Source organism: Azospirillum sp. TSH64 (assembly GCF_003116035.1).
Taxonomy (GTDB): Bacteria; Pseudomonadota; Alphaproteobacteria; order Azospirillales; family Azospirillaceae; genus Azospirillum.
In genome coordinates this window covers 773,209-800,085 of the sequence record NZ_LGQW01000015.1, presented here as the reverse complement: position 1 = coordinate 800,085, position 26,877 = coordinate 773,209, and the positions used below count along the sequence as shown (strand labels likewise).

The 26,877-nt window shown below is 68.2% G+C and carries 22 protein-coding genes and 2 pseudogenes; 5 read left to right on the top strand and 19 right to left on the bottom strand.

Going from position 1 to position 26,877, the window contains the following annotated elements:
• Positions 1-856: amidase (locus TSH64_RS05025; protein ID WP_146208113.1), on the top strand; the 856-nt coding region annotated here is incomplete at its 5' end.
• A gap of 51 nt (positions 857-907) precedes the next feature.
• Positions 908-2,221, top strand: coding sequence for an amidase (locus tag TSH64_RS05020; protein WP_109095820.1), 1,314 nt, complete (start codon positions 908-910; stop codon positions 2,219-2,221).
• 66 nt (positions 2,222-2,287) lie between these two features.
• Here TSH64_RS05020 and TSH64_RS05015 read toward each other — a convergent pair.
• Positions 2,288-2,933: pseudogene (locus tag TSH64_RS05015) on the bottom strand (transposase).
• A gap of 271 nt (positions 2,934-3,204) precedes the next feature.
• Between TSH64_RS05015 and TSH64_RS36195 the strand changes: the two are divergent.
• Positions 3,205-3,432: pseudogene (locus tag TSH64_RS36195) on the top strand (IS701 family transposase); the annotation flags it as partial.
• 36 nt (positions 3,433-3,468) lie between these two features.
• Here the strand turns inward: TSH64_RS36195 and TSH64_RS05005 are convergent.
• The 13 genes from TSH64_RS05005 to TSH64_RS04945 form a co-directional block, all read right to left on the bottom strand.
• Positions 3,469-6,915, bottom strand: coding sequence for a pyruvate carboxylase (locus tag TSH64_RS05005; protein ID WP_109095819.1), 3,447 nt, complete (start codon positions 6,913-6,915; stop codon positions 3,469-3,471).
• 67 nt (positions 6,916-6,982) lie between these two features.
• Positions 6,983-7,909, bottom strand: coding sequence for an FAD-binding protein (locus TSH64_RS05000; protein WP_109095818.1), 927 nt, complete (start codon positions 7,907-7,909; stop codon positions 6,983-6,985).
• A gap of 1 nt (position 7,910) precedes the next feature.
• Positions 7,911-8,663 carry an electron transfer flavoprotein subunit beta/FixA family protein gene (locus TSH64_RS04995; protein WP_247872762.1) on the bottom strand — a complete coding sequence of 251 codons (753 nt, stop codon included), beginning with the start codon at positions 8,661-8,663 and terminating at the stop codon, positions 7,911-7,913.
• Positions 8,664-8,778: 115 nt separating this feature from the next.
• Entirely contained in the window at positions 8,779-9,609 is an 831-nt protein-coding gene (locus TSH64_RS04990; RefSeq protein WP_109095817.1) for an aldolase/citrate lyase family protein, read from the bottom strand.
• Positions 9,609-10,454, bottom strand: a complete 846-nt coding sequence (locus TSH64_RS04985) for a MaoC family dehydratase N-terminal domain-containing protein (RefSeq protein ID WP_247872761.1) — start codon at positions 10,452-10,454, stop codon at positions 9,609-9,611. The genes TSH64_RS04990 and TSH64_RS04985 overlap by 1 nt, the downstream gene beginning before the upstream one ends.
• A gap of 24 nt (positions 10,455-10,478) precedes the next feature.
• On the bottom strand, positions 10,479-11,633 hold the full coding sequence (locus TSH64_RS04980; protein ID WP_109095816.1) for an acyl-CoA dehydrogenase family protein: 1,155 nt from the start codon (positions 11,631-11,633) through the stop codon (positions 10,479-10,481).
• 201 nt (positions 11,634-11,834) lie between these two features.
• Positions 11,835-13,472, bottom strand: a complete 1,638-nt coding sequence (locus TSH64_RS04975) for an electron transfer flavoprotein-ubiquinone oxidoreductase (protein WP_109095815.1) — start codon at positions 13,470-13,472, stop codon at positions 11,835-11,837.
• 295 nt (positions 13,473-13,767) lie between these two features.
• A complete protein-coding gene (locus tag TSH64_RS04970) occupies positions 13,768-14,913 on the bottom strand; it encodes an NADH:flavin oxidoreductase/NADH oxidase (protein ID WP_109095814.1) in 1,146 nt (381 codons plus the stop codon).
• 50 nt (positions 14,914-14,963) lie between these two features.
• The gene (locus TSH64_RS04965) at positions 14,964-15,332 is read right to left on the bottom strand and encodes a cupin domain-containing protein (RefSeq protein WP_109095813.1); all 369 of its coding nucleotides are present in this window, start codon (positions 15,330-15,332) and stop codon (positions 14,964-14,966) included.
• A gap of 203 nt (positions 15,333-15,535) precedes the next feature.
• Positions 15,536-16,261, bottom strand: a complete 726-nt coding sequence (locus TSH64_RS04960; protein WP_109095812.1) for an ABC transporter ATP-binding protein — start codon at positions 16,259-16,261, stop codon at positions 15,536-15,538.
• 9 nt (positions 16,262-16,270) lie between these two features.
• Positions 16,271-17,020: an ABC transporter ATP-binding protein gene (locus TSH64_RS04955; protein WP_109095811.1), complete on the bottom strand. Its 750-nt coding sequence runs from the start codon at positions 17,018-17,020 to the stop codon at positions 16,271-16,273.
• The gene (locus TSH64_RS04950) at positions 17,013-17,981 is read right to left on the bottom strand and encodes a branched-chain amino acid ABC transporter permease (protein ID WP_199237470.1); all 969 of its coding nucleotides are present in this window, start codon (positions 17,979-17,981) and stop codon (positions 17,013-17,015) included. The genes TSH64_RS04955 and TSH64_RS04950 overlap by 8 nt, the downstream gene beginning before the upstream one ends.
• 37 nt (positions 17,982-18,018) lie before the next feature.
• Complete coding sequence (locus TSH64_RS04945) at positions 18,019-18,891, bottom strand: branched-chain amino acid ABC transporter permease (RefSeq protein WP_109095809.1); 873 nt, start codon at positions 18,889-18,891, stop codon at positions 18,019-18,021.
• Between the two features lie 29 nt (positions 18,892-18,920).
• Here TSH64_RS04945 and TSH64_RS35590 point away from each other — a divergent pair, with 29 nt between their 5' ends.
• Positions 18,921-19,058: a hypothetical protein gene (locus TSH64_RS35590; protein WP_158285343.1), complete on the top strand. Its 138-nt coding sequence runs from the start codon at positions 18,921-18,923 to the stop codon at positions 19,056-19,058.
• A gap of 257 nt (positions 19,059-19,315) precedes the next feature.
• Here the strand turns inward: TSH64_RS35590 and TSH64_RS04940 are convergent, their stop codons facing one another.
• Positions 19,316-21,691 carry a HAMP domain-containing methyl-accepting chemotaxis protein gene (locus TSH64_RS04940; protein ID WP_109095808.1) on the bottom strand — a complete coding sequence of 792 codons (2,376 nt, stop codon included), beginning with the start codon at positions 21,689-21,691 and terminating at the stop codon, positions 19,316-19,318.
• A gap of 46 nt (positions 21,692-21,737) precedes the next feature.
• Positions 21,738-22,934, bottom strand: coding sequence for an ABC transporter substrate-binding protein (locus TSH64_RS04935; protein WP_109095807.1), 1,197 nt, complete (start codon positions 22,932-22,934; stop codon positions 21,738-21,740).
• Positions 22,935-23,204: 270 nt separating this feature from the next.
• Between TSH64_RS04935 and TSH64_RS04930 the strand changes: the two genes are divergently transcribed.
• Positions 23,205-23,573: a cupin domain-containing protein gene (locus TSH64_RS04930; RefSeq protein WP_109095806.1), complete on the top strand. Its 369-nt coding sequence runs from the start codon at positions 23,205-23,207 to the stop codon at positions 23,571-23,573.
• Between the two features lie 27 nt (positions 23,574-23,600).
• On the opposite strand, the gene TSH64_RS04925 is transcribed toward TSH64_RS04930, so the two are convergent.
• From TSH64_RS04925 to TSH64_RS04915, 3 genes are read right to left on the bottom strand one after another with little or no spacing between them, the layout of a single operon-like run.
• Positions 23,601-24,380 carry an SDR family oxidoreductase gene (locus TSH64_RS04925; RefSeq protein ID WP_109095805.1) on the bottom strand — a complete coding sequence of 260 codons (780 nt, stop codon included), beginning with the start codon at positions 24,378-24,380 and terminating at the stop codon, positions 23,601-23,603.
• A gap of 25 nt (positions 24,381-24,405) precedes the next feature.
• Complete coding sequence (locus TSH64_RS04920) at positions 24,406-25,668, bottom strand: acetyl-CoA hydrolase/transferase C-terminal domain-containing protein (protein ID WP_247872760.1); 1,263 nt, start codon at positions 25,666-25,668, stop codon at positions 24,406-24,408.
• Between the two features lie 4 nt (positions 25,669-25,672).
• Positions 25,673-26,872 carry an acetyl-CoA C-acetyltransferase gene (locus TSH64_RS04915; RefSeq protein WP_199237469.1) on the bottom strand — a complete coding sequence of 400 codons (1,200 nt, stop codon included), beginning with the start codon at positions 26,870-26,872 and terminating at the stop codon, positions 25,673-25,675.
• Positions 26,873-26,877: the final 5 nt, after the last annotated feature.

Sequence of the window (26,877 nt, the reverse complement as noted above, 5' to 3'; positions counted from 1 at the left end):
CCGCTTTCCCGCCGCACTGTGCGGCGTGACGGGGCTGCGGCCCAGCGTCGGGCGGGTGCCGAACACCGGCTCGATCGCGTGCAGCGTCGATTTCGACACCATCGGCCCGCTGGCTTATTCGGTGTCCGACGTGGCCCGCGCCTTCGCGGCCATCGCCGGCTATGACCCGGAGGATCCCAATTCGGTGGATGCGCCGCTCGGCAATTTCCTGCCGACGCTGCGCGACGGAATTGCCGGAGTGCGCGTCGGCGTGCCGCGCAACTTCTATTTCGAGGGGCTCCAGCCGGCGGTGGCCGAACGGCTGCGCGAGGCGCTGGCAGTGCTGGAGCGGGCCGGGGCCACGCTGGTCGATGTCACCGTCGAGGACGCCGAGGTGGCCCAGGCCCGCACCGGCTTCTCGCTGCTGGTCGCCGACATGGCCCAATACCACCTGGACAGGATCGAAACCGCGCCCGAGGCCATCGGCCCGGAGGTCCTGCGCCGCCTGAGGCTCGGCCTGCCGGTCAGCGGCGTGCAATACGCCGAATCCCGGCGCTGGCTGGCCGCCTGGAAGCTGCGGTTCCGGGCGTTGTTCGAGCGGGTCGATCTGATCGTGACGCCGACGACCCCCATCGTCGCCCCGGCCATCGCCGACGCCGCCGACATGATCGAAGCGACCAAGGCGGTCAGCCGCTTCACCTATGGCTTCGGCGCGCTCGGCCTGCCGGCGATGACAGTGCCCTGCGGCTTCGGCGCGCATGGCTTGCCGGTCGGAATGCAGATCGTCGGCCGTTGGTTCGAAGAACCGCTGGTCTTCCGCGCTGGCGTCGCCTTCCAGGCCGCCACCGACCATCACCGCCGGCGCCCGGCGCCCTGATCGCCCTCGCCTCCCCTGCGCCCTCTCCCTCTGCACCGAAGGAAGCACGTCATGGAACCCTATGAACTTTCGGCCAGCGAGGCCGCCCGGTCGATCCGCGAGGGTCGGCTGACCAGCGAGTCGCTGGTGCGCTCTTGCCTGGAGCGGATCGATGCGCGCGACCCCGGGATCCGTGCCTGGATTCACCTCGACCCCGCCCTGTCGCTTGCCGCCGCCCGCGAGGCCGACAAGCGCTTCGTCGCCGCCCCGTCGGCCGTTGGCCCGCTGCACGGCCTGCCCTTCGGCGTCAAGGACGTGATCGACACCGCCGATATGCCGACCACCCACAACTCACCGATCTTCCAGGGGCATCGGCCGGGCCGCGACGCCGCCTGCGTCGCCATCGCGCGCAGCGCGGGCGGCATTCTGCTGGGCAAGACCGACACGGTGGAATTCGCGTCGGGTGGGCGCAAGGCGGCGACCCGCAACCCGCTCAACCCCGACCACACGCCAGGCGGCTCCTCTTCCGGCTCGGGAGCGGCGGTGGGCGACCGCCATGTGCCGCTCGCCTTCGGCACCCAGACTGGCGGGTCCCACATCCGCCCGGCGTCCTTCAACGGCATCTACGGCATGAAGCCGACCTGGGGTGCGGTCAGCCGCGAGGGGATCAAGCATTACGCGGTGTCGCTCGACACCATAGGCTGGTACGGCCGTTCGGTCGCCGATCTCGCGCTGATGGCGGAAGCCTACCGTCTGGAGGGAATGGGAACGACCGCACCGGTGCCGCTGGCCGGACTGCGGGTCGGGCTGTGCCGCTCGCCGGTGTGGTCGTCCATCGAGCCGGCCGGCGAAGCGGCGCTCCATCTGGCGGCATCGCGGCTGGAACAGGCCGGCGCCATCGTCGTGCCCTTCGAACTGCCCGAGGAGTTCGCCACCCTGGCCGAAGTGCAGGACGTCATCCGCCGCGGCGAGGGGCGCGCGTCCTTTCTCGACCTGCACCTCAGCGACCGCCACCGGCTGCATCCCGAACTGGCCGACCATTGCGAGCACAATCGGGGGATCACGACACGGACCCTGACCGAGGCCTACGACGTCGCCGGGCTATGCCGCGCCCGCTTCGCCGGGCTGTTCGAGGGGATCGACGTGATCCTGACCCCGGCGGCTCCCGGCGAGGCGCCCAAGGGACTGCACACCACCGGCGACCACATCTTCAACGGCATCTGGACCGTGCTGCACGCGCCCTGTGTGGCCGTGCCCTGCACGCAGGGCCCCAATGGGTTGCCGGTTGGGGTGCAGTTCGTGGCGCCGCGCTTCGCCGACGCCAACCTGCTGGCAATGGCCGAGGCGATGGCCCCAGCGGTGGATCCCGGCATGATGACGGCATGAATGGGGCGGCCGGACTTTGGTGCAGAACTCTGTTTGCTGACGGATTTCGCCCAGAGGCGATGGAGATCAGGCGACCTTCCGGGAGGTTGGCATGCCGAGGCTGGTCATACGATTGATGACGGCGCAGGCGGCCTTGGCTTCGGCTTTTTGTGCGGGCAGAGTGCGGGCGCGCAGGCTGTGTCCGATCAAAACCTTGTACCGAAGCATCGCCGCCTCGACCAACGATCCCCTGCCGTATTGGACAGCTCACTGCCAGCCCAGCCGACCACGCTCCTTGATCATCAGGATGTGGCGGTCGCGCCGGGTTGGCGCGCTCTCGGCGGTGTCGCTCACCACGGCGGTCGCGCGCGGCGGGATGATCACCTCGGCGTCGGGTGTGTGGGCGGCGACAGCACGATAGACGGGCTCGCCGTCGTAGGCGCCGTCCGCCAGGACCGCGCCGATAGGGCCTTGTGACTTGGTCGAGCAACGGACCGACCAGTGGGGCGTCTCCCTCCTCGTTGCCCGTCAACGCCGAGGCGAGGATCTCGCCGGTGGCGGGAGCGACGGCCAGGTGCAAATTGCTCCAGCATCGGCGCGCGGTGCCGCCATGCTTCTCCAGGTGCCACTCGCCCCGCCGGCGCAGCGCCTCATCGTAGGCCGCCCAGTTCTCCACACGGTACCGGGCCTTCGGGATCTTATGGCGGCGGGGCTCATTGACCTTGTACGGCATCAGCTCCAGCGGGCCGCTTCTATACCTGCTCGCCCTCCAGACCGCCACCAGTCCGACCTTTTTGCACCGACGTCGTGCGGATCATGATCGACCGCGTCGTCCTGACGCCCTCCCCTGCCGGTATGGGGCTGGATGCGGACTTGCACGGCGAGCTGGCCGGCGTCCTGGCGGTCTGCGAAGGCGCTGCTCAGATGCGCAATTCCCAGACGCACGAACGCCCCGGCTCATTCGAACCGGGGCGTCAAGTGTCGGTGGTTGCGGGGGGCAGGATTTGGCCTTCCTCACCGTCGTGCGCACGACGGCCATTGAGGGGAGAGGACCGGCTCGACCTGACCGCCGACCTTCTCCCCCTGACCGTGCCCGAGATCCGCACCCTCCTGGCAGCCTTGGCCGGCCGGCAACTCCTCCCCACCGTCGCTGTCGCTTGGTCCATATGGCGAAGACGACATCAACAGCGGACACGCTGGTCTCATTGGAAACGCCGAACACAAACCGATAGAGACCGGCTGTAGTACTAGTGCGGTTCAGTTCCCCTTCAATCGGATACCACAACGAGCAGATCCTTGGTCTCGACACTCCATCCCTGCTCGATCACGATGCGCTCGACCGTACCGGGGCGATCGGCGCGCACAATGGTCTCCATCTTCATCGCTTCCAGCGACATCAGCGCGTCGCCGGCTTCGACCCGCTGGCCCGGCCGGATCAGGATCCCGGTGATCAGCCCAGGCATCGGCGCCCCGATATGGGCGGGGTTGCCGTTCTCCGCCCTGGTCAGTCCAGCCCGCGCCGGTGTTACCGAGCGGTCCTGTACCTCGATCGTGCGCGGCTGCCCGTTCAGTTCGAAGAACACTGCACGCTGCCCGGCTTCGTCGGCCTCCCCGATCGCCAGGTAACGCACCACCAGCGTCTTGCCCGCTTCCAGAGACAGCGACACCTCCTCGCCCTGCACCAGCCCGTGGAAGAATACCGGGGTGGGGAGCACGCCGACGTCACCATAAACCGCGCGGTGCCTGGCGTAGTCGGTGAACACAGTCGGGTACATGAGGTATGAGGCGAGTTGGCGGTCATCGACCGGATGGCCTGCCGCACGCTCCGCCGCGGCGCGCTCCGCCTCCAGGTCGGCCGGCGGGATCAGCGCACCGGGCCGGCCGGGCAGCGGCGTCCCGCCCTTCAACACCTTGCGCTGCAAAGCGTCCGGGAAGCCGCCCGGCGGCTGGCCGATCTCGCCGCGCATCAACTGCACCACCGAATCGGGGAAGGCGATCTCCTTTGCCGGGTCGAGCACATCCGCCTCGCCCAGCCCGCCGGCGACCATCATCAGCGCCATGTCGCCGACCACCTTCGACGTCGGCGTCACCTTGACGATGTCGCCGAACAACCGGTTCACCGTGGCGTAGGCTTCGACCACCTGATCCCAGCGCTCCTCCAAACCGAGCGCGCGTGCCTGTTCCCGCAGGTTCGTGTACTGGCCGCCGGGCATTTCGTGCCGATAGACCTCCGACGAACCGGCACGCACGTCACTCTCGAACGGCGCATAGCATCGCCGCACCTGCTCCCAATACTGGGACAGCACCGTGATCGCCCGCCGGTCAAGGCCGGTGTCGCGCGCCGTATGCTCAAGCGCCGCGGCGATGGAACCCAGGGGGGGCTGCGACGTCAACCCCGACAGGCTGTCCATGGCGGCGTCCACCACGTCCACCCCGGCCTCCACCGCAGCCAGCACGCTGGCCGCGCCGGCGCCGGAGGTGTCGTGGGTGTGGAAGTGGATGGGCAGCCCGACCTCCTCGCGCAGCGTGCGCACCAGCAGAGCGGCAGCGGCCGGCTTGCACAGGCCGGCCATGTCCTTGATGCCGAGGATGTGGGCGCCCGCCGCCTCCAGTTCCCTCGCGAGGGCCACGTAGTATTTCAGGTCGTACTTGGGCCGGCGCGGATCGAGCAGATCGCCGGTGTAGCAGAGGGCCGCCTCGCAGATCGCCCCGGTCCCGCGAACGGCGTCGATTGCGACGCGCATGTTCTCGACCCCGTTCAGGCTGTCGAAGACGCGGAACACGTCGACGCCGCCCGACGCCGCTTGTTGGATGAAGTGGCGCACCACGTTGTCCGGGTAATTGGCGTAGCCCACCGCATTCGACGCGCGCAGCAGCATCTGCAGCAGCTGGTTCGGCATCGCCACCCGCAGGCCGGCGAGGCGCTCCCACGGGTCCTCCTTGAGAAAGCGCATGGCCACGTCGAAGGTAGCGCCGCCCCAGCACTCCACCGAGAACAGCTGCGGCAGCAGCCGGGCATAAGCCGGCGCCGCGGCGAGCAGATCGTGGCTTCGAACCCGGGTGGCCAGCAGCGACTGGTGGGCATCGCGCATGGTGGTGTCGGTCACCAGCACCTTGCGCTGCTCGCGCACCCAGCGGGCCAGGGCGTCGGCCCCGTCCAACTCCAGGCGCTGCTTGAGGCCCGGCGGCGGCGCGTCCGCGGACATGGCGGGCGGCTTCGGCTGTGCCGGACGGGGAACGGCTTTGCTCTTCAGCTCGGGATGGCCATTGACCATCACGTCGGCGATGTAGGTCAGCAGCCGGCTGGCGCGGTCGCGGAGCGGCGGGTGGCGGAAAAGCTCGGGCGTGGTGTCGATGAAACGCGTGGTGCAGGTGGCGGCGCGGAACTCCGGATGCGCGATCAGCGCCTGAAGGAAGGTGAGATTGGTCGTCACGCCGCGGATGCGGAACTCGCGCAGGGCCCGGTCCATGCGGGCGATCGCCTCGTCCGGGGTCGGCGCCCAGGCGACCACCTTCTCCAGCAGGCTGTCGTAGTGCCGAGTGACCACCGCTCCGGAGTAGGCCGTGCCGCCGTCCAGGCGGATGCCGAAACCGTTGGCGCCACGGTACAGGCTGATGCGGCCGTGGTCGGGGACGAAGTTGTTGTCCGGATCCTCGGTGGTGATGCGGCACTGGATGGCGTGACCCGACAAGTTGATGTCGCTCTGGGCCGGAACCCCGCTCCCGGCATCGCCGATGCGGGCCCCGGCGGCGATGCGGATCTGCGCCTTCACGAGGTCGATGCCGGTGACCGCTTCGGTGACGGTGTGCTCGACCTGGATGCGCGGGTTCACCTCGATGAAGTAGAAGGCGCCGGTGTCGGCGTCCATCAGGAACTCGACGGTGCCGGCGTTGCGGTAGCCGGCAGCGCGGGCAAGCGTGAGTGCGGCGTCGCACAGCGCGGCGCGCTCGACCGCCGTCAGGTAGGCGGCCGGGGCGCGCTCGACGACCTTCTGGTTGCGGCGCTGGACGGAGCAGTCGCGCTCGAACAGGTGGACGAGCGTGCCGTACGCATCGCCCATAACCTGCACCTCGACGTGACGGGCGCGGCGGACGAGCTTCTCAAGGTAAAGCTCGCCGTTGCCGAAAGCGGCCTGGGCCTCGCGCCGGGCGGCGGCGACCAGATCCGGAAGGTCCTCAGCCGTCTCGACGACGCGCATGCCACGGCCACCGCCGCCCCAACTTGCCTTCAGCATGAGGGGATAGCCGATTTCCGCGGCAAGGCGCGCCGCGCCGGCAACGTCGTCGGGCAGTGCGCCCGTTGCGGGCATGACGGGAACGCCGGCCGAGACGGCAAGGGTGCGCGCCGCCACCTTGTTGCCGAGCAGGCGCATGGTGTCGGCTGACGGACCGATGAAGGTGATGCCCGCCGCGGCGCAGGCGTCGGCGAAGTCCGGGTTCTCGGAAAGGAAGCCATAGCCGGGGTGGATGGCGTCGGCGCCGGTGCGGACGGCGGTGGCGATGATGGCGTCGATGTCGAGATAAGCCTCGATGGGTCCCCTGCCCTCGCCGATCCGATAGCTCTCGTCCGCCTTGAAGCGGTGCAGTGAAAAACGGTCCTCGTATGCAAAGACGGCGACGGTCGGGATCCCGAGTTCGGTAGCCGCACGCAGCACACGAATGGCGATCTCGCCCCGGTTGGCGACCAGAATTTTGCGAAAGGGGGAGGCATGCATCACGATATCCCGACCAGAAGAGCACATCCGGAAGCCGTTCGGACCTGACGGAGGGTTGGCATCACCCCTACAAGGCGGCGTCCAAGGCCGGCATTGCCGCGAACAGGTCGGCGACGAGGCCGTAGTCGGCGACCTGGAAGATCGGCGCCTCCTCGTCCTTGTTGATCGCGACGATGATCTTGCTGTCCTTCATGCCGGCCAGATGCTGGATGGCCCCCGATATGCCGACGGCGATATAGAGATCCGGCGCCACGATCTTGCCGGTCTGCCCGACCTGATAGTCGTTCGGCACATACCCCGCATCCACTGCAGCGCGCGACGCACCGACCGCGGCGCCCAGCTTGTCAGCGACCGCTTCCAAAAGATGGAAGTTCTCCCCCGACTGCATGCCGCGTCCGCCGGAGATCACCACCCGCGCCGAGGTCAGCTCCGGCCGTTCGGACTTCGACAGCTCCGCCGACACGAAGCTGGACATCCCCGGATCGGCCGTGGCCGCCAGCGCCTCGACTGGCGCCGAACCGGTCGCCGCCACCGGATCGAAGGCGGTGCTGCGCACCGTGATGACCTTCACCGAATCCGCCGATCGCACCGTGGCGATGGCGTTGCCGGCATAGATCGGCCGCTCGAAAATGTCCGGCGACACCACCGCGGTGATTTCCGAAATCTGCGCCACGTCCAGAAGCGCCGCCACGCGCGGCAGCACGTTCTTGCCCGTGGAGGTCGCCGCCGCCAGCACATGGCCGTACCCCGGCGCCAGGCTTGCCAGCAGTGCGGCCAGCGGCTCGGCCAGCGCATGCGCGTAGATTGCGTCCTCGGCCAGCAGCACCTTGGCGACGCCGTCGGCCTTGGCCGCGTCCTCTGCCGCGGCGCGGGCGCCTTGCCCGGCAACCAGGACGTGGACTTCGCCGCCGATCTTCCGGGCGGCGGCGATGACGGACAGCGTGGCGGTCTTGAGCGACGCGTTGTCGTGTTCGGCCAGGATCAGGATCGTCATGTCAGATCACCCGCGCTTCCGTCTTGAGCTTGTCCACGAGGGCGGCCACATCGGCCACCTTGATGCCGCCCTTGCGCCTGGGCGGCTCGGTCACTTTGAGTGTCGTCAGACGCGGCGCCACATCGACGCCGAGCGCGTCGGGCGTGAGTGTGTCGAGCGGCTTCTTCTTCGCCTTCATGATGCTCGGCAGCGAGGCGTAGCGCGGCTCGTTCAGGCGCAGGTCGGTGGTGACGACCGCCGGCAGCGCCAGCTCGATGGTCTCCAGACCGCCGTCGATCTCTCGCGTCACCGTCAGCCTGCCCTCGCCCGGCACCAGCCTGGAGGCGAACGTGCCCTGCGGCCAGCCGAGCAGCGCCGCCAGCATCTGGCCGGTCTGGTTGCAGTCGTCGTCGATGGCCTGCTTGCCGAGCAGCACCAGCTGCGGAGCTTCCTTTTCGACCAGCACCTTGAGCAATTTGGCGACGGCGAGCGGCTGCAGCTCGGCATCCGTCTGCACCAGGATGGCGCGGTCGGCACCCATCGCCAGCGCGGTCCGCAGCGTCTCCTGGGCGCCGGCCGGGCCGATCGAGACGGCGACCACCTCGGTGGCCTTGCCGGCTTCCTTCAAGCGGACCGCCTCTTCGACGGCGATCTCGTCGAAGGGATTCATCGACATCTTGACGTTGGCGGTCTCCACGCCCGAGCCGTCCGCCTTCACGCGGACCTTCACATTGTAGTCGACCACCCGTTTGACGGGCACCAGCACCCTGCTCAACTCGGCATCCCTCCCTAATTCCGTATGGGTATGGCCGTGGCATCGCGCATCGCCCTGCACGGCGACCGCCACGGTCCGTTGTCTCGTTACCGGCTCCGGTTGGAGTTCCCGGCCTCTATTCCACAGCCGTCTCTCCAGCCGCAGCGAGAACGAGCCGTGCCTTGCGTGCCACCGCTTCGTCGACCATGCGGCCGGAGACGACGCCGACGCCCTTGAGGCTTTCCAGCAGGATGCGGCGGGCCTCCGCCACGGCCTCCGCACTCGGCGTCAGCGCTTCGTTGATGACGGCCACCTGCCTTGGATGGATGGCCGCCTTGCCCCCAAAGCCGAGGCGGATGGATGCATGCGTTTCGGCGCGCAGTCCGGGATCGTCGTCCGGCATGAAGTACGGTGAATCGATGGCGGCAAGCCCGCCGAGCGCCGCCGCCTGGACCACCCGGCTGCGCGCCAGCAACAACGGCTCCCACGCGCAGTCCGCACCGAGATCGGCGGCGAAGTCGGCGGCCCCGAAGAACAGCGCATCGAGGCGCGGAGTGGCGCGCGCCATGGCCTCGGCCTTCTCCACGCCTCCGGCGCTCTCGATCAGAGCGATCAGGCGGGCGGTCTTTCCCGCCTGGGTCAACAGCCCGTCCAGCAAGCGCAGGATGTCTGGCGAGTCGGCCTTGGGGACGATGATCGCGTCGGGCTGCGCTCCGGAGTGCAGGAGGGCCAGCATATCTTCAAGCCCGAACGCCGTGCCTGGAGCGTTGATGCGCAATGCACGCCCTGTATGGCCATCCGGCGCCTGGGACAGCCAGTCCATCGCTGCGGTCCGTGCCGCGGCCTTGCCGCCGGCCGCAACGGCATCCTCCAAATCGATGATGACGACGTCGGCACCGACCTCGGCCGCCCGAGTGAAGCGCTCCGGTTTGGTGCCGGGCGTAAACAGCCAGCTGCGGCGGGGCATCACGCGGCCTCCAGTTCGGCCTGCATGGCGATCCGTCCGGCGGGATCGAGCGCCCACAGCGATGCCCCGTCCGGGGTCGGCGTTCCGCAGAGCGTAAAGGGCTGCACGTCGAACAAAGGCCGTTGCGCGCGGAACTGGAAGGTGGAGATCCGGGCGCCGGGGTTGTGACGCAGGAACAGGTCCATCAGCAGGGTGGCGATCAGCGGACCATGAACCACAAGCCCCGGGTATCCCTCGACCACCTCGGCGTATTGCCGGTCATAGTGGATCCGATGGCCGTTGAAAGTAAGCGCCGAGAAACGGAACAGCAGCATCGGGTCGGCGTCGACGGTCCGCTCCCACACGGCCGAGGGTGCCGGGTCGGCCGGGTCGGTTGATGGCGCGGCACCGGGAGCCGCGGCCTCACGATAGACGATGTTCTGCAACTCGCGCAGCGCAGGACCGTCCTGAACGAAGACGTCATGCGCGACCGTCACGAACAGCATGGGGCCCGACCGTCCCGTCTTGGGCTCCACGGAAAGGATGGTCGAGCGCCGGCGCAGGGCCTCGCCTTGGCGGATCGGCGCGAGAAATTCAAGGCGTCCGCCGGCGAACATGCGGCGCGGCAACGGCACCGGAGGCAGGAAGCCGCCGCGGTGGGGATGGCCGTCGCGGTCGAGCATCCCCTGCATGGCTTTCGGCAGGAAGTACAGCCAATGCCCGAGCGGCGGCACCTCGCCGGATCGCCAGGGCGGATCCGCGTAATCCAGCGTGGCGGCCAGCGCCAGAAGCGGCGGCACCGCGGCGACGTCGAGGTTCTCCTCCTCGCGCCCGATCCAGTCCTTCAGGTTTTCCAGGTTCATCATACCCATCCCTCGCGGGCGTCCCGGTCAGAACGACTTCGGCATTTGGAGCACGTGCGTGCCGACGTGGGACAGAATCAGGTTGGTGGAGATCGGCGCGATCTGATAGAGGCGCGTTTCGCGGAACTTGCGCTCGATGTCGTACTCTTCCGCGAAGCCAAATCCGCCGTGGGTCTGCAGGCACGTATCGGCGGCATGCCAGGAGGCCTCGGACGCCAGCATCTTCGCCATGTTGGCTTCGGTACCGCATGGGATGCCGGCGTCGAACATGGACGAGGCCCTGTCGACCATCAACGCCGCGGCCTGCGTCTCCACGTAATTGCGTGCGATGGGAAACTGGACGCCCTGGTTGGCGCCGATCGGGCGGCCGAACACCTCCCTCTCCCGGGCATAGGTCGAGGCGCGGTCGATGAAGAAACGGGCGTCACCGATGCATTCCGACGCGATCAGGATGCGTTCCGCGTTCATGCCGTCGAGGATGTAGCGGAAGCCCTTGCCCTCCTCACCGATCAGATTCTCCGCAGGGACCTCCAAGTTGTCGAAGAACAGTTCGGTGGTGGCGTGATTGATCATGGTGCGGATCGGCCGGATGGTCAGCCCGTTGCCGACCGCCTGGCGCATATCGACCAGAAGAACACTCATGCCCTCCGCGGGCTTGGCCGCCTGATCGCGAGGCGTGGTGCGCACCAGCAACAGCATCAGGTCGGAATGTTCGGCGCGCGAGATCCAGACCTTCTGGCCGTTGACGATGTATTTGTCGCCCTCCCGTTGGGCGAAGGTGCGGATGCGGGTGGTGTCGGTGCCGCTCGTCGGTTCGGTCACTCCGAACGCCTGGAGGCGGAGCGACCCATCGGCAATTCCTGGCAGATAGGCCTGCTTCTGGGTCGGCGTGCCGTGCCGCAGGAGGGTGCCCATCGTGTACATCTGGGCGTGGCAGGCTCCGCCGTTGCAACCGCTGCGGTGGATTTCCTCGAGGATCGCGGTCGCCGCACCGAGGCCGAGGCCGGAGCCGCCGTATTCCTCGGGGATCAGCACCGAGAGAAAGCCCGCCTGCGTCAATGCCTGGACGAATTCGGTCGGGTAAGTGCGGCTCGCATCGAGCTTGCGCCAGTATTCGCCAGGGAAACCCGCGCACAAACGGCGGACAGACTCTCTGATTTCGGGAAAGGAATCCGCGTCCATTTCAATTCCATTAGCGTTGCGGGTTGATGTTCGGGGAATTAAACGGCGCTTGGACGATATCCGTCAAATGGGATGTCATCTATGCAGGTCATAGGGTCCCACTATGGCGGCGTGGCGGAAACGCAATGCGGCCGGTTACCCCTGAAGGCGGGGAGGACCGTCGTTTCAAGCCGTGCCTCCGCGTCACTCCGAGGCATGGCCCTACAGTCCCGGATAGTTCGGTCCGCCACCGCCCTCGGGGGTCACCCAGTCGATGTTCTGGGTGGGATCCTTGATGTCGCAGGTCTTGCAGTGGACGCAGTTCTGAGCGTTGATCCGCAGGCGCGGATCGCCGCCGTCCCCGCTGCGGACGATCTCGTACACCCCGGCCGGGCAGTAGCGGGTCTCCGGCGCGTCGTAGAGCGCCAGATTGATGCGGATCGGCGTCTCCGCGTCCTTCAGCGTCAGGTGCGGCGGCTGGTCTTCCTCGTGGTTGGTGTTCGACAGGTACACCGAGGACAGCCGGTCGAAGCTCACCGTGCCATCCGGCTTGGGATAGGCGATCGGCTGCGCGTCGCCGGCCTTCTTCAGCGTCGCGTGGTCCGGGTGCCTGTGGTGCAGCGTCCACGGCGACCTGCCGCCGACGACCGTCTCGTAGGCCGCGTTGGCGAGGCCGGCCCACAGGCCCTTCCGAAAGCCGGGCCGGATGTTGCGCACCCGGTACAGCTCGTCCCACACCCAGGATTTCCTGAGGCGCGCCTGGTATTCCGTCACCTCGCGCCCGTCGCCGCCGCCGGTCAGGTGGTCGAACACCGCCTCGGCCGCGACCATGCCCGACTTCATGGCGGTGTGGTTGCCCTTGATCTTCGGCACGTTCAGGAAGCCGGCGCCGTCGCCGACGATCAGGCCGCCGGGAACGGTCAGCTTCGGGATCGACTGGAAGCCGCCCTCGCTCAGTGCGCGGGCGCCGTAGGCCAGACGCCGGCCGCCTTCGAAGGTCGGACGGATGGCCGGGTGCGTCTTGTAGCGCTGAAACTCTTCGAATGGGCTCAGATGCGGGTTGGCATAGTCCAGCCCCACCACGAAACCGACCGACACCAGATTGTCCGACAGGTGGTACAGGAACGAACCGCCGTAGGTGTCGGGGGTCAACGGCCAGCCGATGCTGTGTTTGATCAGGCCCGGATTCGATTTGGCTGGGTCGATTTCCCACAGCTCCTTGATGCCGAGGCCGTAGGTTTGCGGATCGACGCCGTCGCGCAGGTTGAAGCGCGCCATCAGCGTCTTGGTCAGGCTGCCGCGGCACCCCTCGGCGAAGATGGTCTGCCTGGCATGCAGCTCGACGCCAGGGGTGTGGTTGCCGGTGGGCCTCCCATCCCTGCCAATGCCCATGTCGCCGGTGGCGACGCCCTTCACCACGCCCTGTGGATCATGGAGCACTTCCGCACCGGCGAAGCCGGCATAGATCTCGACGCCCAGCTGCTCCGCCTGCTGGCCGAGCCAGCGGCCGAGATCGCCCAGCGAAATGATGAAATTGCCGGTGTTGTGCATCTGCGGGGGGGTCGGCAGGCGGAACGCCTTGGCCTCGGTGAGGAAGAGGAAGCGGTCCTCCTTGGCCGGGGTATCGAGCGGGGCGCCCTTGTCGCGCCAGTCCGGGATCAGTTCGTCGAGCGCATGTGTCTCGAACACCGCGCCGGAGAGCAGGTGCGCTCCCACCTCCGAACCCTTTTCGATGACGCAGACCGAGAGCTCCTTTCCGCTTTCCTGCGCCAGTTGCTTCAGACGGATGGCCGCGGACAGGCCGGACGGACCCGCGCCCACGACAAGCACGTCGAATTCCAAGCTCTCGCGTCCACTCATGTGCATTTCCATTGAGGAGGCGCAGCGGGCCTCGAAAAAGAGGGGAGAGTGTTCGCATCACCCCGACCGAGCGCCGCGCTTCGCGGGGAACGCGCGGTGCGGCGGGAGGTTCTGACTGCGTTTCGCCGCGCGCCGAAGTCGCCGCATCCCGCAAAATGCGATGGTTTGGAAAGGGAGCCGGGCGATGCACGCCCGGCTCAAGTCCCGCACTCCGCCAGGAGGAAGAAAGCGCAGAGCGCGGGAAACTGAGGACAATGTCGAAGGCGCGTGCCGAAGAGGGGCGCGATCCCAGCCTTCATCTTTTCGATGAAATCCGTGGAACGGACAGCGGCTCCAGCGCAAAGGTGCCCAGCCGCATCCAGGCCGTGTTGTATTGGACCGGTACGCGGGCTTCCCCGGTCCGGTCGAGCGCCACCGCCGCACGCAACGGCCAATAGGGATCCCGAAGCATTTCGCGGCCGAGATAGACCAGATCGGCCTGCCCCTCCCGGATGATGCCCTCGGCCTGGGAGGGCTCCAGGATCATCCCGACGGCCGCCACCGGAATTCCGGCGCCGCTACGGACCGCCTCGGCACCCGGAACCTGGTAACCAGGACCGAAGGGAATGGTGGGGCGCGGTACGTTCCCCCCGGACGACACGTCGATCAGATCGACCCCATCCTCCTTGAGCCAGCGGGCAAGCTGCACCGTGTCCCCGGTGCTCCATCCGCCATCGGTCCAGTCGGTGTGGGACAGCCGGAAGGACAGCACCTTGCCGGCCGGCCAGACGGAGCGGACCGCCTGCGCCACCTCGCGGGTGATGCGGCAGCGGTTTTCCAGAGTGCCGCCATACTCGTCCCCGCGCCGGTTGGACAGCGGCGAATTGAACGAGTGAAGCAGATAGCCGTGGGCCGCATGAACCTCCAGCCAGTCGTAGCCGGCCGCGTCTGCCCTCCGGGCCGCGGCGGCGAAAGCCTCCACTGTCCGCCGGATCTCTTCGCCGGTCATCTCGCGCGGGGCGGCATAGCCGTCGTCGAACGCCAGCGGGCTGGCGCCGTCCAGCGGCCATGCTCCCTCCTCCTCCGTAAGGGGGCGGCCCTGCTGTTCGCGCGGGTCGAGTTCCCAGGGCGGGAGCCGGGCGGCCTTGCGTCCGGCATGGGCGAGCTGGATCCCGGCCGCCGCGCCCTGGCTTTTCAGGAAGCGGACGATGCGGGCATGTCCTTCCACATGCCCGTCACGCCAGAGTCCCAGGTCGGACGGGGTGATGCGTCCCTCCGGCAGCACCGCGGTTCCCTCCGTCAGCACCAGTCCGGCGCCGCCGGCCGCGCGGGAGCCGAGATGGACGAGGTGCCAGTCGTTCACCTCCCCATCGACGGAGCTGTACTGGCACATCGGCGAAACGCCGATGCGGTTGCGCAACGTGACGCCGCGAAGGGTGATCGGGTCGAAAAGGCTGGACATTTGAAATCCTCGAAGAACTCGGGCCAGGTCCTGCATGTCCCGCCGCCCTGCTATTTCCGGTAATATTGCCATTCGAGCATCAGGCACCCCCGACGGGAGCCGTAGGGGCCATGCGGCGTGCCCGGCGGCCGGCAGGAATAGGCAGGTGCCTGGATGCCGGATGGGCCGGTGCCATCCTCGAACTGCATGTCTCCCTCCAGGAGGTAGACCTCTTCCCAGTAGTCGTGCACCAGGGTGGCGGACGTGGCGAATCCCGGTGCGAAGCGGACGATCCGGGTGCGCGCACCGGTTTTCGACGTCTCGTCCAGGTCGTCGGAGAGGAGTTTCACCTGCAAGGCGGCCGGGTAGCCCTTCAGCGGTTCCCAGCCTTCGGACAGGTCGAGCGCGGTCAGGTCGATGGGACGGCGCGGAGTGTTCATGCTGCTGGTCTCCGGAAAGCGATGTGCGCCGCTGCGCAAGGCCGGTTGCGTATGGCCTGCCGGGCAAGGGTCGCGGAGGGTAGCATTCCATTTTCGCCGTACCGAAGGAAGAGCCGGAGCCCGGCCGCTCCGGCCCCATAGGAAGCGGCTATCCCGGACATAGCCGATAAGCCACGGGGGCCGCACGGCCGCTCCGACATGCGTCAGGCCGCGGCTTCGCCGACGCTCAGATAGCGGTTGCGCAGGGCCTCGTCCTCCAGCAGGGCCGATCCCCTGCCCTCCCATGCCACGGCCCCTTTTTCGATGATGTACTGCCGGTCGACCACCTTGCAGACCGCCTCGATCTCCTTGTCGACGACGATCATCGACATGCCGTCGGAGCGGAGCATGGCGAGGTTGGCCCATATTTCCTCGCGGATCAGCGGGGCCAGCCCCTCCGTCGCCTCGTCGAGGATCAGCAGCGACGGATTGGTGACCAGCGCCCGTCCGATCGCCAGCATCTGCTGCTCGCCGCCGGACAGCAGGTTGCCCGGATTCCCCAGCCGCTCGCGCAGGCGCGGGAAGACCTCCAGCACCCGGTCGTAGGACCAGCTGCGCCCGGCGTTCCGCATGGGCGCCGGACGGGCCGCCATCAGCAGGTTCTCCCGCACGGTCAGGTTGGGAAAAATCCGGCGCCCCTCCGGAACCAGACCGACACCGCGCCGGGCGATCCGGTGGGCCGGCATCGCATCGATCCGCGCCCCGTCGAAGGCGATGGTCCCGCCGCGCGGCGGGCAAATGCCCATGATCGTATTGATCGTGGTCGTCTTTCCCATCCCGTTGCGGCCGACGAGCGCGATCGCCTCCCCCTTCGCCAGCCGGAGGGAGAGGCCGTGCAGGATGCGGACGGCGCCGTAGCCGGCCTGGACGTTCGACAATTCGAGAAGCATGCCGCCCCCTTAATGCTGATGACCGAGATAGGCGGCCTGGACCGCCGGGTCGGCGCCGATCTCGGCCGGCGTGCCGGTGGCGATCACGCTGCCGCGCACCAGAACGCTCACCCGGTCGGCCAGGGAGAACACCGCGTCCATGTCGTGCTCCACCATGACGATGGTGTAGCGGCCCTTGAGCGATTTCAGCAGCTGCACCAGCCGCTGGCTCTCGTCACGTCCCATGCCGGCCATCGGCTCGTCGAGCAGGAGCAGCTTCGGCTCCATCGCGAGCGCGATCGCGATCTCCAGCTGGCGGCGGTCGCCGTGCGACAGGTGGGCCGCCATGCTATGCGCCCGGCCGCCCAGGTTGACCAGCCGCAGGCACTCCATCGCCGGTTCCTGCAGCCGGCGGTCGTCGTCGGCCCGCTTCCAGAAACGGAAGCTGTGCCCCTGCCGTGCCTGGATCGCCAGCGCCACGTTCTGCAGCGCGGTGAAGCCGGCGACGATCGAGGTGATCTGGAACGACCGTGCAACCCCCAGCAAGGCCCGGCGATGCACCGGTTCCCGCGTGATTTCCACCCCGTCGAACCGGATGGTGCCGGCGTCGGGCAGGATGCCGCCGTGCAGCTGGTTGATGAAGGTCGTCTTGCCTGCTCCGTTCGGACCGATCAGGGCATGCGTTTCGTGCCGGCGGATGTCGAGCGACAGGTCGCGGGTCACTTGCAGCCCGCCGAACCGCTTGCCCAGCCCGACGACCTGCAGAATGGACTCAGTCATGGCCGCGCCCTCCGTCGCCGCTGCGCAGGGCGCCGATCAGGTTGGCGAGACCGTCGCGCAGGAACAGGACCAGCAGGATGATGATGATGCCGAAGGGAAGCTGCCAATGGATGGTCAGCGCCGACAGGACGAGTTCCAGCAGCAGGAACACCACGGCCCCCAGGGCCGGGCCCCAGACCGTCGCCATGCCGCCGAGCACGACCATGACGATCAGATCGCCGGATCGCACCCAGGACATCTCGGCCGGGCTGATGAAGGTCTGCGACACGACCAGCAGGGCTCCCGCCAGTCCGGCGATCGCCCCGGCGATGACGAAGACCGCCAGACGATAGCTCAGCGGCGCGATGCCGACCGAGGACACGCGCCGGTCGTTGCCGGCGGCGGCGCGGATCACCATGCCGAAGCGGCTGTCGACGAGCCGCGTCCCCGCCACCAGCACGGCGAGCAGCACCGCCAGGCACAGGTAGAAGATCGCGGTCCGCCCGCCGAGCGCCATGCCGGCGACGTCGAGCGATGTGGAGACCTGAAGCCCCTCCTCGCCGCCGTACCGTTCCAGCGCGACGAAGAAGTAGAAGAACATCTGGTTGAAGGCGAGCGTGATCATGATGAAGTAGGCGCCGGCCGTCCGCAGGGCGATCAGCCCGAAGGCCGCGGCGGCCAGCCCGCTTCCCAGGACCGCCGCCGGCACCAGGACCAGCAGCTCGGTCGTGCCGTGCTCCGCCAGGATCGCCACGGTGTAGCCGCCGAGCCCGAACAGGGCGGCATGCATCAGGCTGACCAGCCCGGCGACGCCCAGGACGATGTTCAGCGAGACGGCGGCGATGGCGAACACCACCATGCGGGTGAACACGCGTATCAGGAACGGCTGGTCCAGCCCCTCGGCCAGCACCGGCACGAGGGCCAGAAGGCCGACCAGGATGATGACCGGCGCCAGACGGCGTAGCGGTTCCAGGCCGGACAAGGATGCTGACCGTCGAAAGGTCGTTTGTTGAGGATTGTCAAGCATGGCTCGGAAACAGACCTCCCGGTCGCAGGGCGAGCAGGGCCGCCATGATGACGTAGATCGCCATGGACCCCAGGGCGGGGTGCAGCAGCACCCGGCCGAAGGTGTCGCCCAGGCCGATGAGCAGAGCCGCGACGAAGGCGCCGCGGATCGACCCCAGGCCGCCGACCACGACGACCACCAGCGCCAGGATCAGGATCGGCTCTCCCATGCCGACCTGGACCGCGAGGATCGGTCCGGCCATGACGCCGGCCAGGCCGGCCAGGGCCGCGCCGGCGACGAACACCACGGAGAAGACGCGCGAGACGTCGATGCCGAGCGCCGCCGCCATGGTCCGGTCGCTGGCTCCGGCGCGGACCCACATGCCGCCGCGGGTGTGCGTCACCAGCACATAGAGGACTCCGGCCATGACCAGCCCGACCACCAGGACCACCAGCCGGAACACCGGATATTGCAGGTCGGGGAGCAGCGGCACCGATCCCGCCAGCAGGCCGGGCAACGGCATGGCCAGGGGCGTCGCCCCCCAGATCATGCGGACCAGCTCGTTCGCCGCCAGGATCAGCCCGAAGGTCGCCAGCGTCTGGTCCAGATGGCTACGGCGATAGAAGTGCCTCAGCAGGATGCGGTCGACCGCATAGCCGACCGCGGCGGCGGCCGGCACCGCGACCAGCACGGCCAGCAGGAAGCTTCCCGTCGCTGCCAGCACGCTCGCCGCCACGTAGGCGCCGATCATGTAGAGCGAGCCGTGCGCCAGATTGATCAGGTTCATGATGCCGAACACCAGCGTGAGCCCGGCCGACATCATGAAGAGCATCACGCCGAGCTGACATCCGTTCAGCACCTGCTCGATGATCAGGTTGAGGGTCATGTCGTGAATCCCGGCTTGAGGACCGGGAGATGGGCGACCGTTCCTGTATTTTGCATGTCTCCACCCTGTCTCATGAATTATTGCCGGAAGCCGGCGGTCCGGTTCGGTGGAAGCGGCCCGCGCGGATGCGGATCGCGCCGTCGATCGAAGGACGGCGCGGCGGCTGATCTTTTCCGCGGGCATGACGTCTTGAGCGGGCTTCCAGGAGATCGCACGATCCCGCAGCGAAGCGCATACATTCCGTTTTACCAACGAACTTTTTGGGATGCGCAGGCCCTTAAGGCCCAACTGGTTTGGAAGAATAACACCCGGCGGTCGGGCGACCTAGGCCCCAGTCGGACTGCCGGCCCAGCCATAGGACCGGCCTATGCCGGATACGGGTTGCAGGTGAGGAAGCCGCCACCGGCGGCCGGGCGCGGCGCCGTCAGGCCGACGCCACCTGCTTGAGGAAGCCGTCCACCTGCACCCGCAGGGAATCCGCTTCGCCGGCCAGCGCCGTCGCGGCAGCCAGAACGTGTCCGGCAATCCCGTCGGTGCTCGCCATGGCGGCCGAGACCCCGCCGATGCTCTTGGAGGCATCGCCCGTCCTCCCGGCCACCCGCTGCATTCCGGTTGCGATCTCGCGGATCGCGATGCCCTGCTTTTCCACGGCGTCCGACACCCCTTCGGTGACCGCGTCGATCCGGCCGATGATGTCGGTGATGGCCTGGATGGCCTGGGCCGAGTCCTGCGACGCCCTCTGCACCGACAGGATCCGGCCCGTGATGCTCTCCGTCGCCCGCGAGGTCTGGCTGGCGAGCTGCTTGACCTCCCCCGCGACCACGGCGAAACCGCGTCCCGCTTCTCCAGCCCGGGCCGCTTCGATGGTGGCGTTCAGCGCCAGCAGGTTCGTCTGTTCGGCGATGCCGTGGATCAACTGCACGATGGCTTCGATCTCCGACGCGGCCTGCGACAGCGCGGCCATCTTGCGGGTCGACTCCCTGGCTGCAGCGGTGGCTTCCGCCGTGATCCGGACCGAGCTGTCCATCTGCTGGCCGATCTCGCCGATCGAGGCCGACAGCTCCTCCGTCGCCGCAGCGACGGTCTGGACGTCGCTCGTGACGCCGGAGGCCGCGTCCGCGGCGCTCGACGCCTCGCCGGATGCCTGACCGGTGGTCGCGGACAGGCGCGACGCGGTGTCCTGCAAGCTCCGGGCGGAGGAGCCCACCGTCTCCACCACCCGATGGACGTTCCGGTCGAACGACGCGGCGAGCGTTTCCATCGCCGCGCGCCGCGCCATCCCCGCCTGCTCCCGGATGCCGTCCTGCTCCCGCTTCAGGCGATCCATCTCCAGGATGTTGGCCCGGAAGACGTCGAGCGCCTCCGCCACGGTGCGCAGTTCGTCCCGCCTGTCGTGGCCCGGCACGCTGTCGATCATCTCGCCGCGGGCCAGACGGCGCATGGCGGTGACGATCCCGGCCAGCGGACCGGTGATCCCCCGCCCGATCCCCCAGGCGAGGCCGCTCCCGATCACCAGGGCGAACAACACCCCCGCCGCGATCAGCCAGCCGGCTTCCCGCCGCCCCTGCTCCATCCGGTCGAGCCCGAGGCGGCGCAGCCGCTCGGCCTGCGCGGTGACCTCTCCGGCACTGGCATACAGGCTGGCGGTCAGGCGCCGCTGCTCCGATTTGGCGGCGACGATCTTCCCGGCGCCGGCGCGGAGCTGCCCGATGTCGTTGCGAAGCCTGCCCAAATTCCGACGGATGTCCGGGTCGGCGACGCGGAAATAGATCTCCTCGGTGATCCCCAGCAGCAGCCCGGTCGATTCGTCGAGATCGGCGCTGTCGGTTCCGCTGGCGACCAGCGCCAGACCCTCGGCTTGCGCACGGTTGCTGAGCCCGATCGTGGTGAGCGCGGCATCGCGGAGATCGGTGGCCTTGGTCAGCCGATCCTGCGCCTCCTCCATCTGGTCGTTCACGGTATTGCGCTCCTCCAGAACCGCAGTCCTCAGCAGGCCCATGCGGTCCCGCACCAGCGCCAGCGCTCCGTCGAGCCCCCGCCCGTCGGCAGCGCGGAGCGCGGCATCGAGCGCCCCCGTGTAGGCGTCCAGCGCGGCGGCCAGCGCCGCCGCCGCGCCGTCGCCCAACCTTGCCCGCAGGGCCGTCACCGCACCCCCGGTCCCGTCTAGAACCCAGCGCAGCCGCTCCGCATCGGCCGGATCGACCGATCCCGTCCAGACGGCCTGCGCGCCTTGAAGTTCCGCGAGGTTCTGGCCGAGCGCGCTCATCAGTTGATCAACCACCGCGGCCTTCGCCTGACGCTGCTTCACCTGGGCGAAGGCGGTCCGCGCCGCCGACACCTCCTTGGCCTGGGCGTCGGCGATGGCGGTCGCCACCGCCTGCAATCCCCCGGTCACCTCGGTCAGGGAGCGGCTGATCTCCCGGATGGCGCCCTGCTGCGCGGTCTGCTCCTCGAAGGCGGCCCTGAAGACCCCGACCGGCGCCTCGAGCACCGCCTGCTCGCCGGTGGCGATCTCCGACAGCCGGCCGACCAGGGCGATGTCCGCGAGCACCTGCCGGATCAGCCGCTCTGCGTCCTTGCCCAAGTCTTTGTCCACGTCATTGCCCGGCGTCGTACCCCGCCCCGCCCTGTCGCCGGCAGCGACCATGGCGGCGGCATCCATCGCCAGCTGCTGCGCCGCCTGGGCGCCGGCGACATGCCGCGCGAAGGCCTCCAGACCCTGCCAGCCGGCGGCTGCGACGGCTGCCGTCAACAGCAGCAGGCCGAGGAAGCCGCCCATGATCCTGGTTCTGATGGACATTGGAAATCCCCGTTTGGCACGCGGCGGCATCGTCCGCCGCCGGCCGTCACTGTCCGATGCGGGCCTTCAGCTCGTCGGGCAGGATCCGTTGCCGCTCCACCAGCTTTCCGCCCTGAATCTGGCTGACGATCACGGGGATGAGCATCTGCTGCGCCGACCCGTAATCCGCCTTCCCACCATAGGCGGCCGGCCCGTAGAAGGAATCGAACACCACCTCGGGCAGGGCCGCCGCGACCTTGCGCGGATCGACGCTCTGCGCCTTTTCCATGCCGGCCTTGAGCGCCATCACGGCGTTGTAGGCGCCGATCTCGATGGCGTTCAGGTTCTCGCCGAACGTCGCGCGGGCCTCCTCGTTGATCGCCTTCTGTCTTTCTGTCGCGAACGGCCCGTCGAAGGGAATGGCGGCACCGACATAGACGCCGTTGGCTGCCTCGCCGCCGGTCTGGACGATGCCGTCGGTGCCCGATCCTGTGCCTTCGACCTTCACGCCGTCCCAGCCCAGCACCTTCAGCTCCCTGAGGATCGAGCCGCTCTCGCCGGGGGGCGAGGTTCCGAGGTCGACCGCATCCGGCTTCATGCCGGCGATCTTGGCGGCGATCGGCTGGAACTCGGTGGTTCCGCGCTCGTACCAATCGCTCGACACCACCTTGACGCCCAGCGACTCCCAGACCTTGCGGTTGACCGGTTCGGAGTCCTGCCCCGTCGCGTCGTTGGGATTGAGCAGCACCACCGTCCTGATACCGGGATTCTCGTTCTTCACATAGCCCAGAAGCGGTCCGAACAGTTCGTACGGCGTGTTCATCTGGGTGAAGGTCAGCGGGAAGTTCGGACCCTTGATGCTGGCGCCCCAGGCAACCGTGAACAGCAGGGCGCCATTCCGTTCCGACAGCGACTGCAACGCCCGCACCGGCGCGGTTCCGATGCTCAGCGCGATGAAGCGCACCCCGTCGCGGTTCAGCAGCGTCTGCGCCACCTTCGCCCCGTCGGCGGCGTTGTATTTGTTGTCGTAGGAGATGCATTCGAAAGAATAGGTCTTGCCGGCGACCTTGACCCCTCCCGCTGCGGCGACGTCCTGCGCCGCCCGCTTGCAGAGCCAGTCCGCCGCCTTGCCCCAGACGGCCGCGGTACCGGACAGCGGCACCGAGAGGCCGAGCTTGACCACCTCGTCCGCCGCCCGGCCGGTCCCGGCCGCCAAGGTGATCATGCCGCCGACGGCCAGAGCCAGCCTGACGCTTCCCTTCATGGTCCCTCTCCCTGATTTGAATTGGTGCTGGCAGGACGCACCGTGTCGGTCCGGCAGGCCGTGCGCCTACCGGCCGCCGATCATCGGGCGCCTGCAAATATCCGGGAAACAGTGTATTCACCGACAATGTATTTCCAGCGGTAATACGCCAGTTTTAAACTATTCCTCTCATAGGATTTTACTATGGCCCGAATTTCTTCCGTTGTGGTCACGCCGTTCGTCGGGAGAATGTTTTGAAGTCGACAAACGATTTATCGGGAATGAGGGAAAATGGCCAAACAGGCGACACACTACATCTGGTCCGACCTGCCGTCGGAACATCTGCGTGGATCGATCACCCGGCGCTTCGTTACGAGCGAGACCGTGATGGTCGGCGAGGTGAAGTTCCGCAAGGGCGACACGGTGCCCCGCCATTCCCACCCGAACGAACAGTTCACCCACGTCATCTCCGGCGCCTTGAAATTCGCGTTCGGCGATGAGGGGGAACAGGAGATCGTCGTCGGCGCCGGTGGGATCGTGGTGATCCCTTCCGGCCTGCCCCACAGCGTCGAGGCCCTGGAGGACACGCTCGAATACGACATCTTCAACCCGCCCCGGCAGGACTGGATCGATCCGGCCAGCGGCTTTCTGCGCGGCTGAACAGGGATCACCGGGGAGTCCGCCGCCTCAGCGGATCCCCTTCAGCATGCCGCCATCGACCTGCAGCGTCGCGCCGGTGACGTAGGAACTGCGCGGCGAGGCCAGGAACGCCACCACGTCGGCGACCTCTTCCGGTTCGCCGACACGGCCAAGCGGAATCTCCCGACCCAAGGCCGCCCTCAGATCCTCCAGGCTGCTTCCGATCTTCGCGGACGCCTTTTCGAGGCGCCCGGTATGCACCGGCCCTGGGCAAACGGTGTTGATGCGGATGTTGTCGGCGCCAAGTTCGATCGACGCGGTTTTGGCGTAGCCGATCACCCCCGCCCAGGTCGCGACGGACAGCCCATAGCTGGCGATCGGCTGGATGGCCGATATGGCGGTGATGTTGACCACACTGCCGCCGCCGCGCCGCCGCATCGACGGGACGAAGCCGCGGGTCAGGCGGACGACGCTCATCAAATTCTGCTCGACCGCCATCGCCCATCGGGCATCGTCGAAGCCGAGCAGCTCGCCGACCGGTGGCGCGCCGTCGTTGTTGACCAACACGTCCGCTCCCCCGTAATGGGCGAGGGATTGCGTGACGATGCGCTCGCAATCCTCGGCGCTGCGGATATCGGCGGTGATGGGAAGCACCTCGGCGCCGGTCTGGCTGCGGATGCGGTCCGCCGCGTCCGCCAGCGCCGCCTCCTTACGGGCGCTGATCGCCAGTTTCATCCCTTCACCGGCCAGCATGCGCGCGATGGCATAGCCGATGCCCTGGCTGGCGCCGTTCACGACGGCGACCTTCCCGGCCAACCGCAAGTCCATGATGCCTCCTGCCGGAAATCAAGCTTCAGCGCGCCAGCCCAAGCTGACGGGCTTCGCGTTCCAGCCCCTCGCGGAACGGTGGGGCCGCGACGTCGATCATCCGCTTCACCCGCTGCGACAGGGTGAGGCCGCGCAGATCGGCCAGGCCATGCTCCGTCACGATGATGCCGGCATCGGAGCGGGCCGTGCTGACCGGGCCGGAGAGGTGGCCGACGATGCGGCTGACCGTCCGATCTCCGCCGCCGGCGGTCGCCGGCAGGGCGATGATGGGCAGTCCACCGCGCGAGCGGTGGGCACCGCGCAGGAAATCGACCGCACCGCCGACCGCACCGACATGGACCCCCCTGACCGTTTCGGCATTGATCTGGCCGGTCAGATCCACCTCGATCGCGGAGTTGATCGCGACGAAGCGATCGATGCTCTCCAGAACGCCGGTATCGTGCGTGTAGGCGGTGGCCCGCAGCGACACCGCCGGATTTCGGTCGGCGAACTGGTACAGACGCCGGCTGCCCATCAGCATTCCGGCCACCGACACCCCGCGATCGACCGTCTTGCGGGCGTTCGTCACGACGCCCCGCTCGATCAGGTCGACCACCTCGTCGCCGATCACGCCGGAGTGGATCCCCAGGTCGCGCCGATCGGCGAGGTCGCCCAGGATCGCTTTAGGCACGCCACCCAGCCCCATCTGCAAGGTCGAACCATCTTCGATCAGGGCGGCGACCCGCCGGGCGATCGCCCGGTCCACGGGACCGGCATCAGCTGCCGGCAACTCCACCACCGGCCGCGCGGTCCGCACCATCACGTCGATGGCGTCGGCCGGCAGGACCCCGTCCCCCCCGGTCCAGGGAGCCCGCCCGTTCACTTCGGCGATGACCAGACGGGCCGCGGCGACCAGCGGCACCAGATACTCGTGCGCGAGGCTGAGGCTGAACCCATGCGGCCCTTCCGCCACCTGCACCAGCAGAACGTCGACCGCTCCGGGAAGCCTGGCCGCCATGTCCGAGTAATGGCAGGGCAGCGGGTCGAGCAACCCGGCGGCGGCCAGCCGCCGGTTCTCCCCGGTGCCGCAATAGCTGGAGAAGGTGACGGCATCGGCATGCGCCGGATCGGCCGTCCCGGTCAGCGTGATCCCCAGGAAGGCGCGGAAGCCGCCGATGCGATGGCGCTGGGTCATCAAGGCGGCGGTCAGCGGCAGCGGCTCCGCCGCCGCCTGCCCCCAGGCGACCAGATCGCCGGGACGCACGAACTCGGTGAAGTCCAGCGCGTCGAGGGTGATTTCGCGCGGCACCGCTTCAGGCCGCCTCGAACAGGGCGGCAAGACCCTGCCCGCCGCCGATGCACATGGTTTCCAGCCCGTAACGTCCCTTGCGGCGGCGCAGCTCGTGCAGCAGCGTGGTCATCATCCGCACTCCGGTCGCCCCGATCGGATGACCGAGCGAGATGCCCGAGCCGTTCACGTTGAGGCGGGAGCGGTCGTCCCAGTCCCACCCCTTGAGCACCGCCAGCACCTGTGCTGCAAAGGCCTCGTTCAGCTCCACCAGATCGATGTCGGCGAAGGACAGCCCGGTCTTGCCGAACAGCCGCTTCACCGCCGGGACCGGGCCGAAGCCCATGGTCGCCGGATCGCAACCCGCTGCCGCCCAGCCGGAGAGAAAGCCCATCGGCGACAGTCCCAGCGCCTCCAGCCTGTCCTCGGCGACCACGAGGCAGGCCGCGGCGGCGTCGTTCTGCTGGCTGGCATTGCCGGCGGTCACGGTGCCGCCCTTGGTCAGGGGGCTCAGGCGCGCAAGGCTTTCCGGACTTGTTGCTGGACGGATGCCCTCGTCACGGCTGACCACCACCGGCTCCTGCTTGCGGCGGGGAACCGTGACGGGGACGACCTCCTCATCGAAACGCCCGGCCTCCCAGGCGGCGGCGGCACGCCGATGGCTCTCGGCGGCGAAGGCGTCGGCCTCATCCCGCGCGATCCCATGGATGCGGGCGAGGTTTTCGGCCGTCTCGATCATGCCGGAGATGGGACCAAAGCGGTGCTCGGGCTGCGACCGCTCCCGCCCGCGGTCGAGCCGGTCGTAGAGAGCGGCGTTTCCGGACCGGGCACCCCAGCGCATGCCGGTCGTATAGTATTCGATGTTGCTCATGCTCTCGACGCCGCCGGCCAGCACGACGTCGCAGGCCCCGGTCTCGACCATCATGGCGGCGGTGATCAGCGCCTGCAGACCACCGCCGCAGCGGCGGTCCAGCTGCATCCCCGGAACCTCGATGGGCAGCCCGGCATGCAGGGCGATCCAACGCCCGACACAGGGCGTCTCGCTGTTGGCATAGGATTGGGCGAAGACCACGTCCTCGATCAGCGCCGGGTCGATGCCCGTGCGTTCCAGCACGGCCCTGACCGCCACCGCGCCGAGTTCCTCGACCGGCACCGGCTGAAGGCTGCCGCCGAACGTGCCGACCGGTGTGCGGACCGGGCTGACAAAGGCTGCTCGTCTCATCATCGATC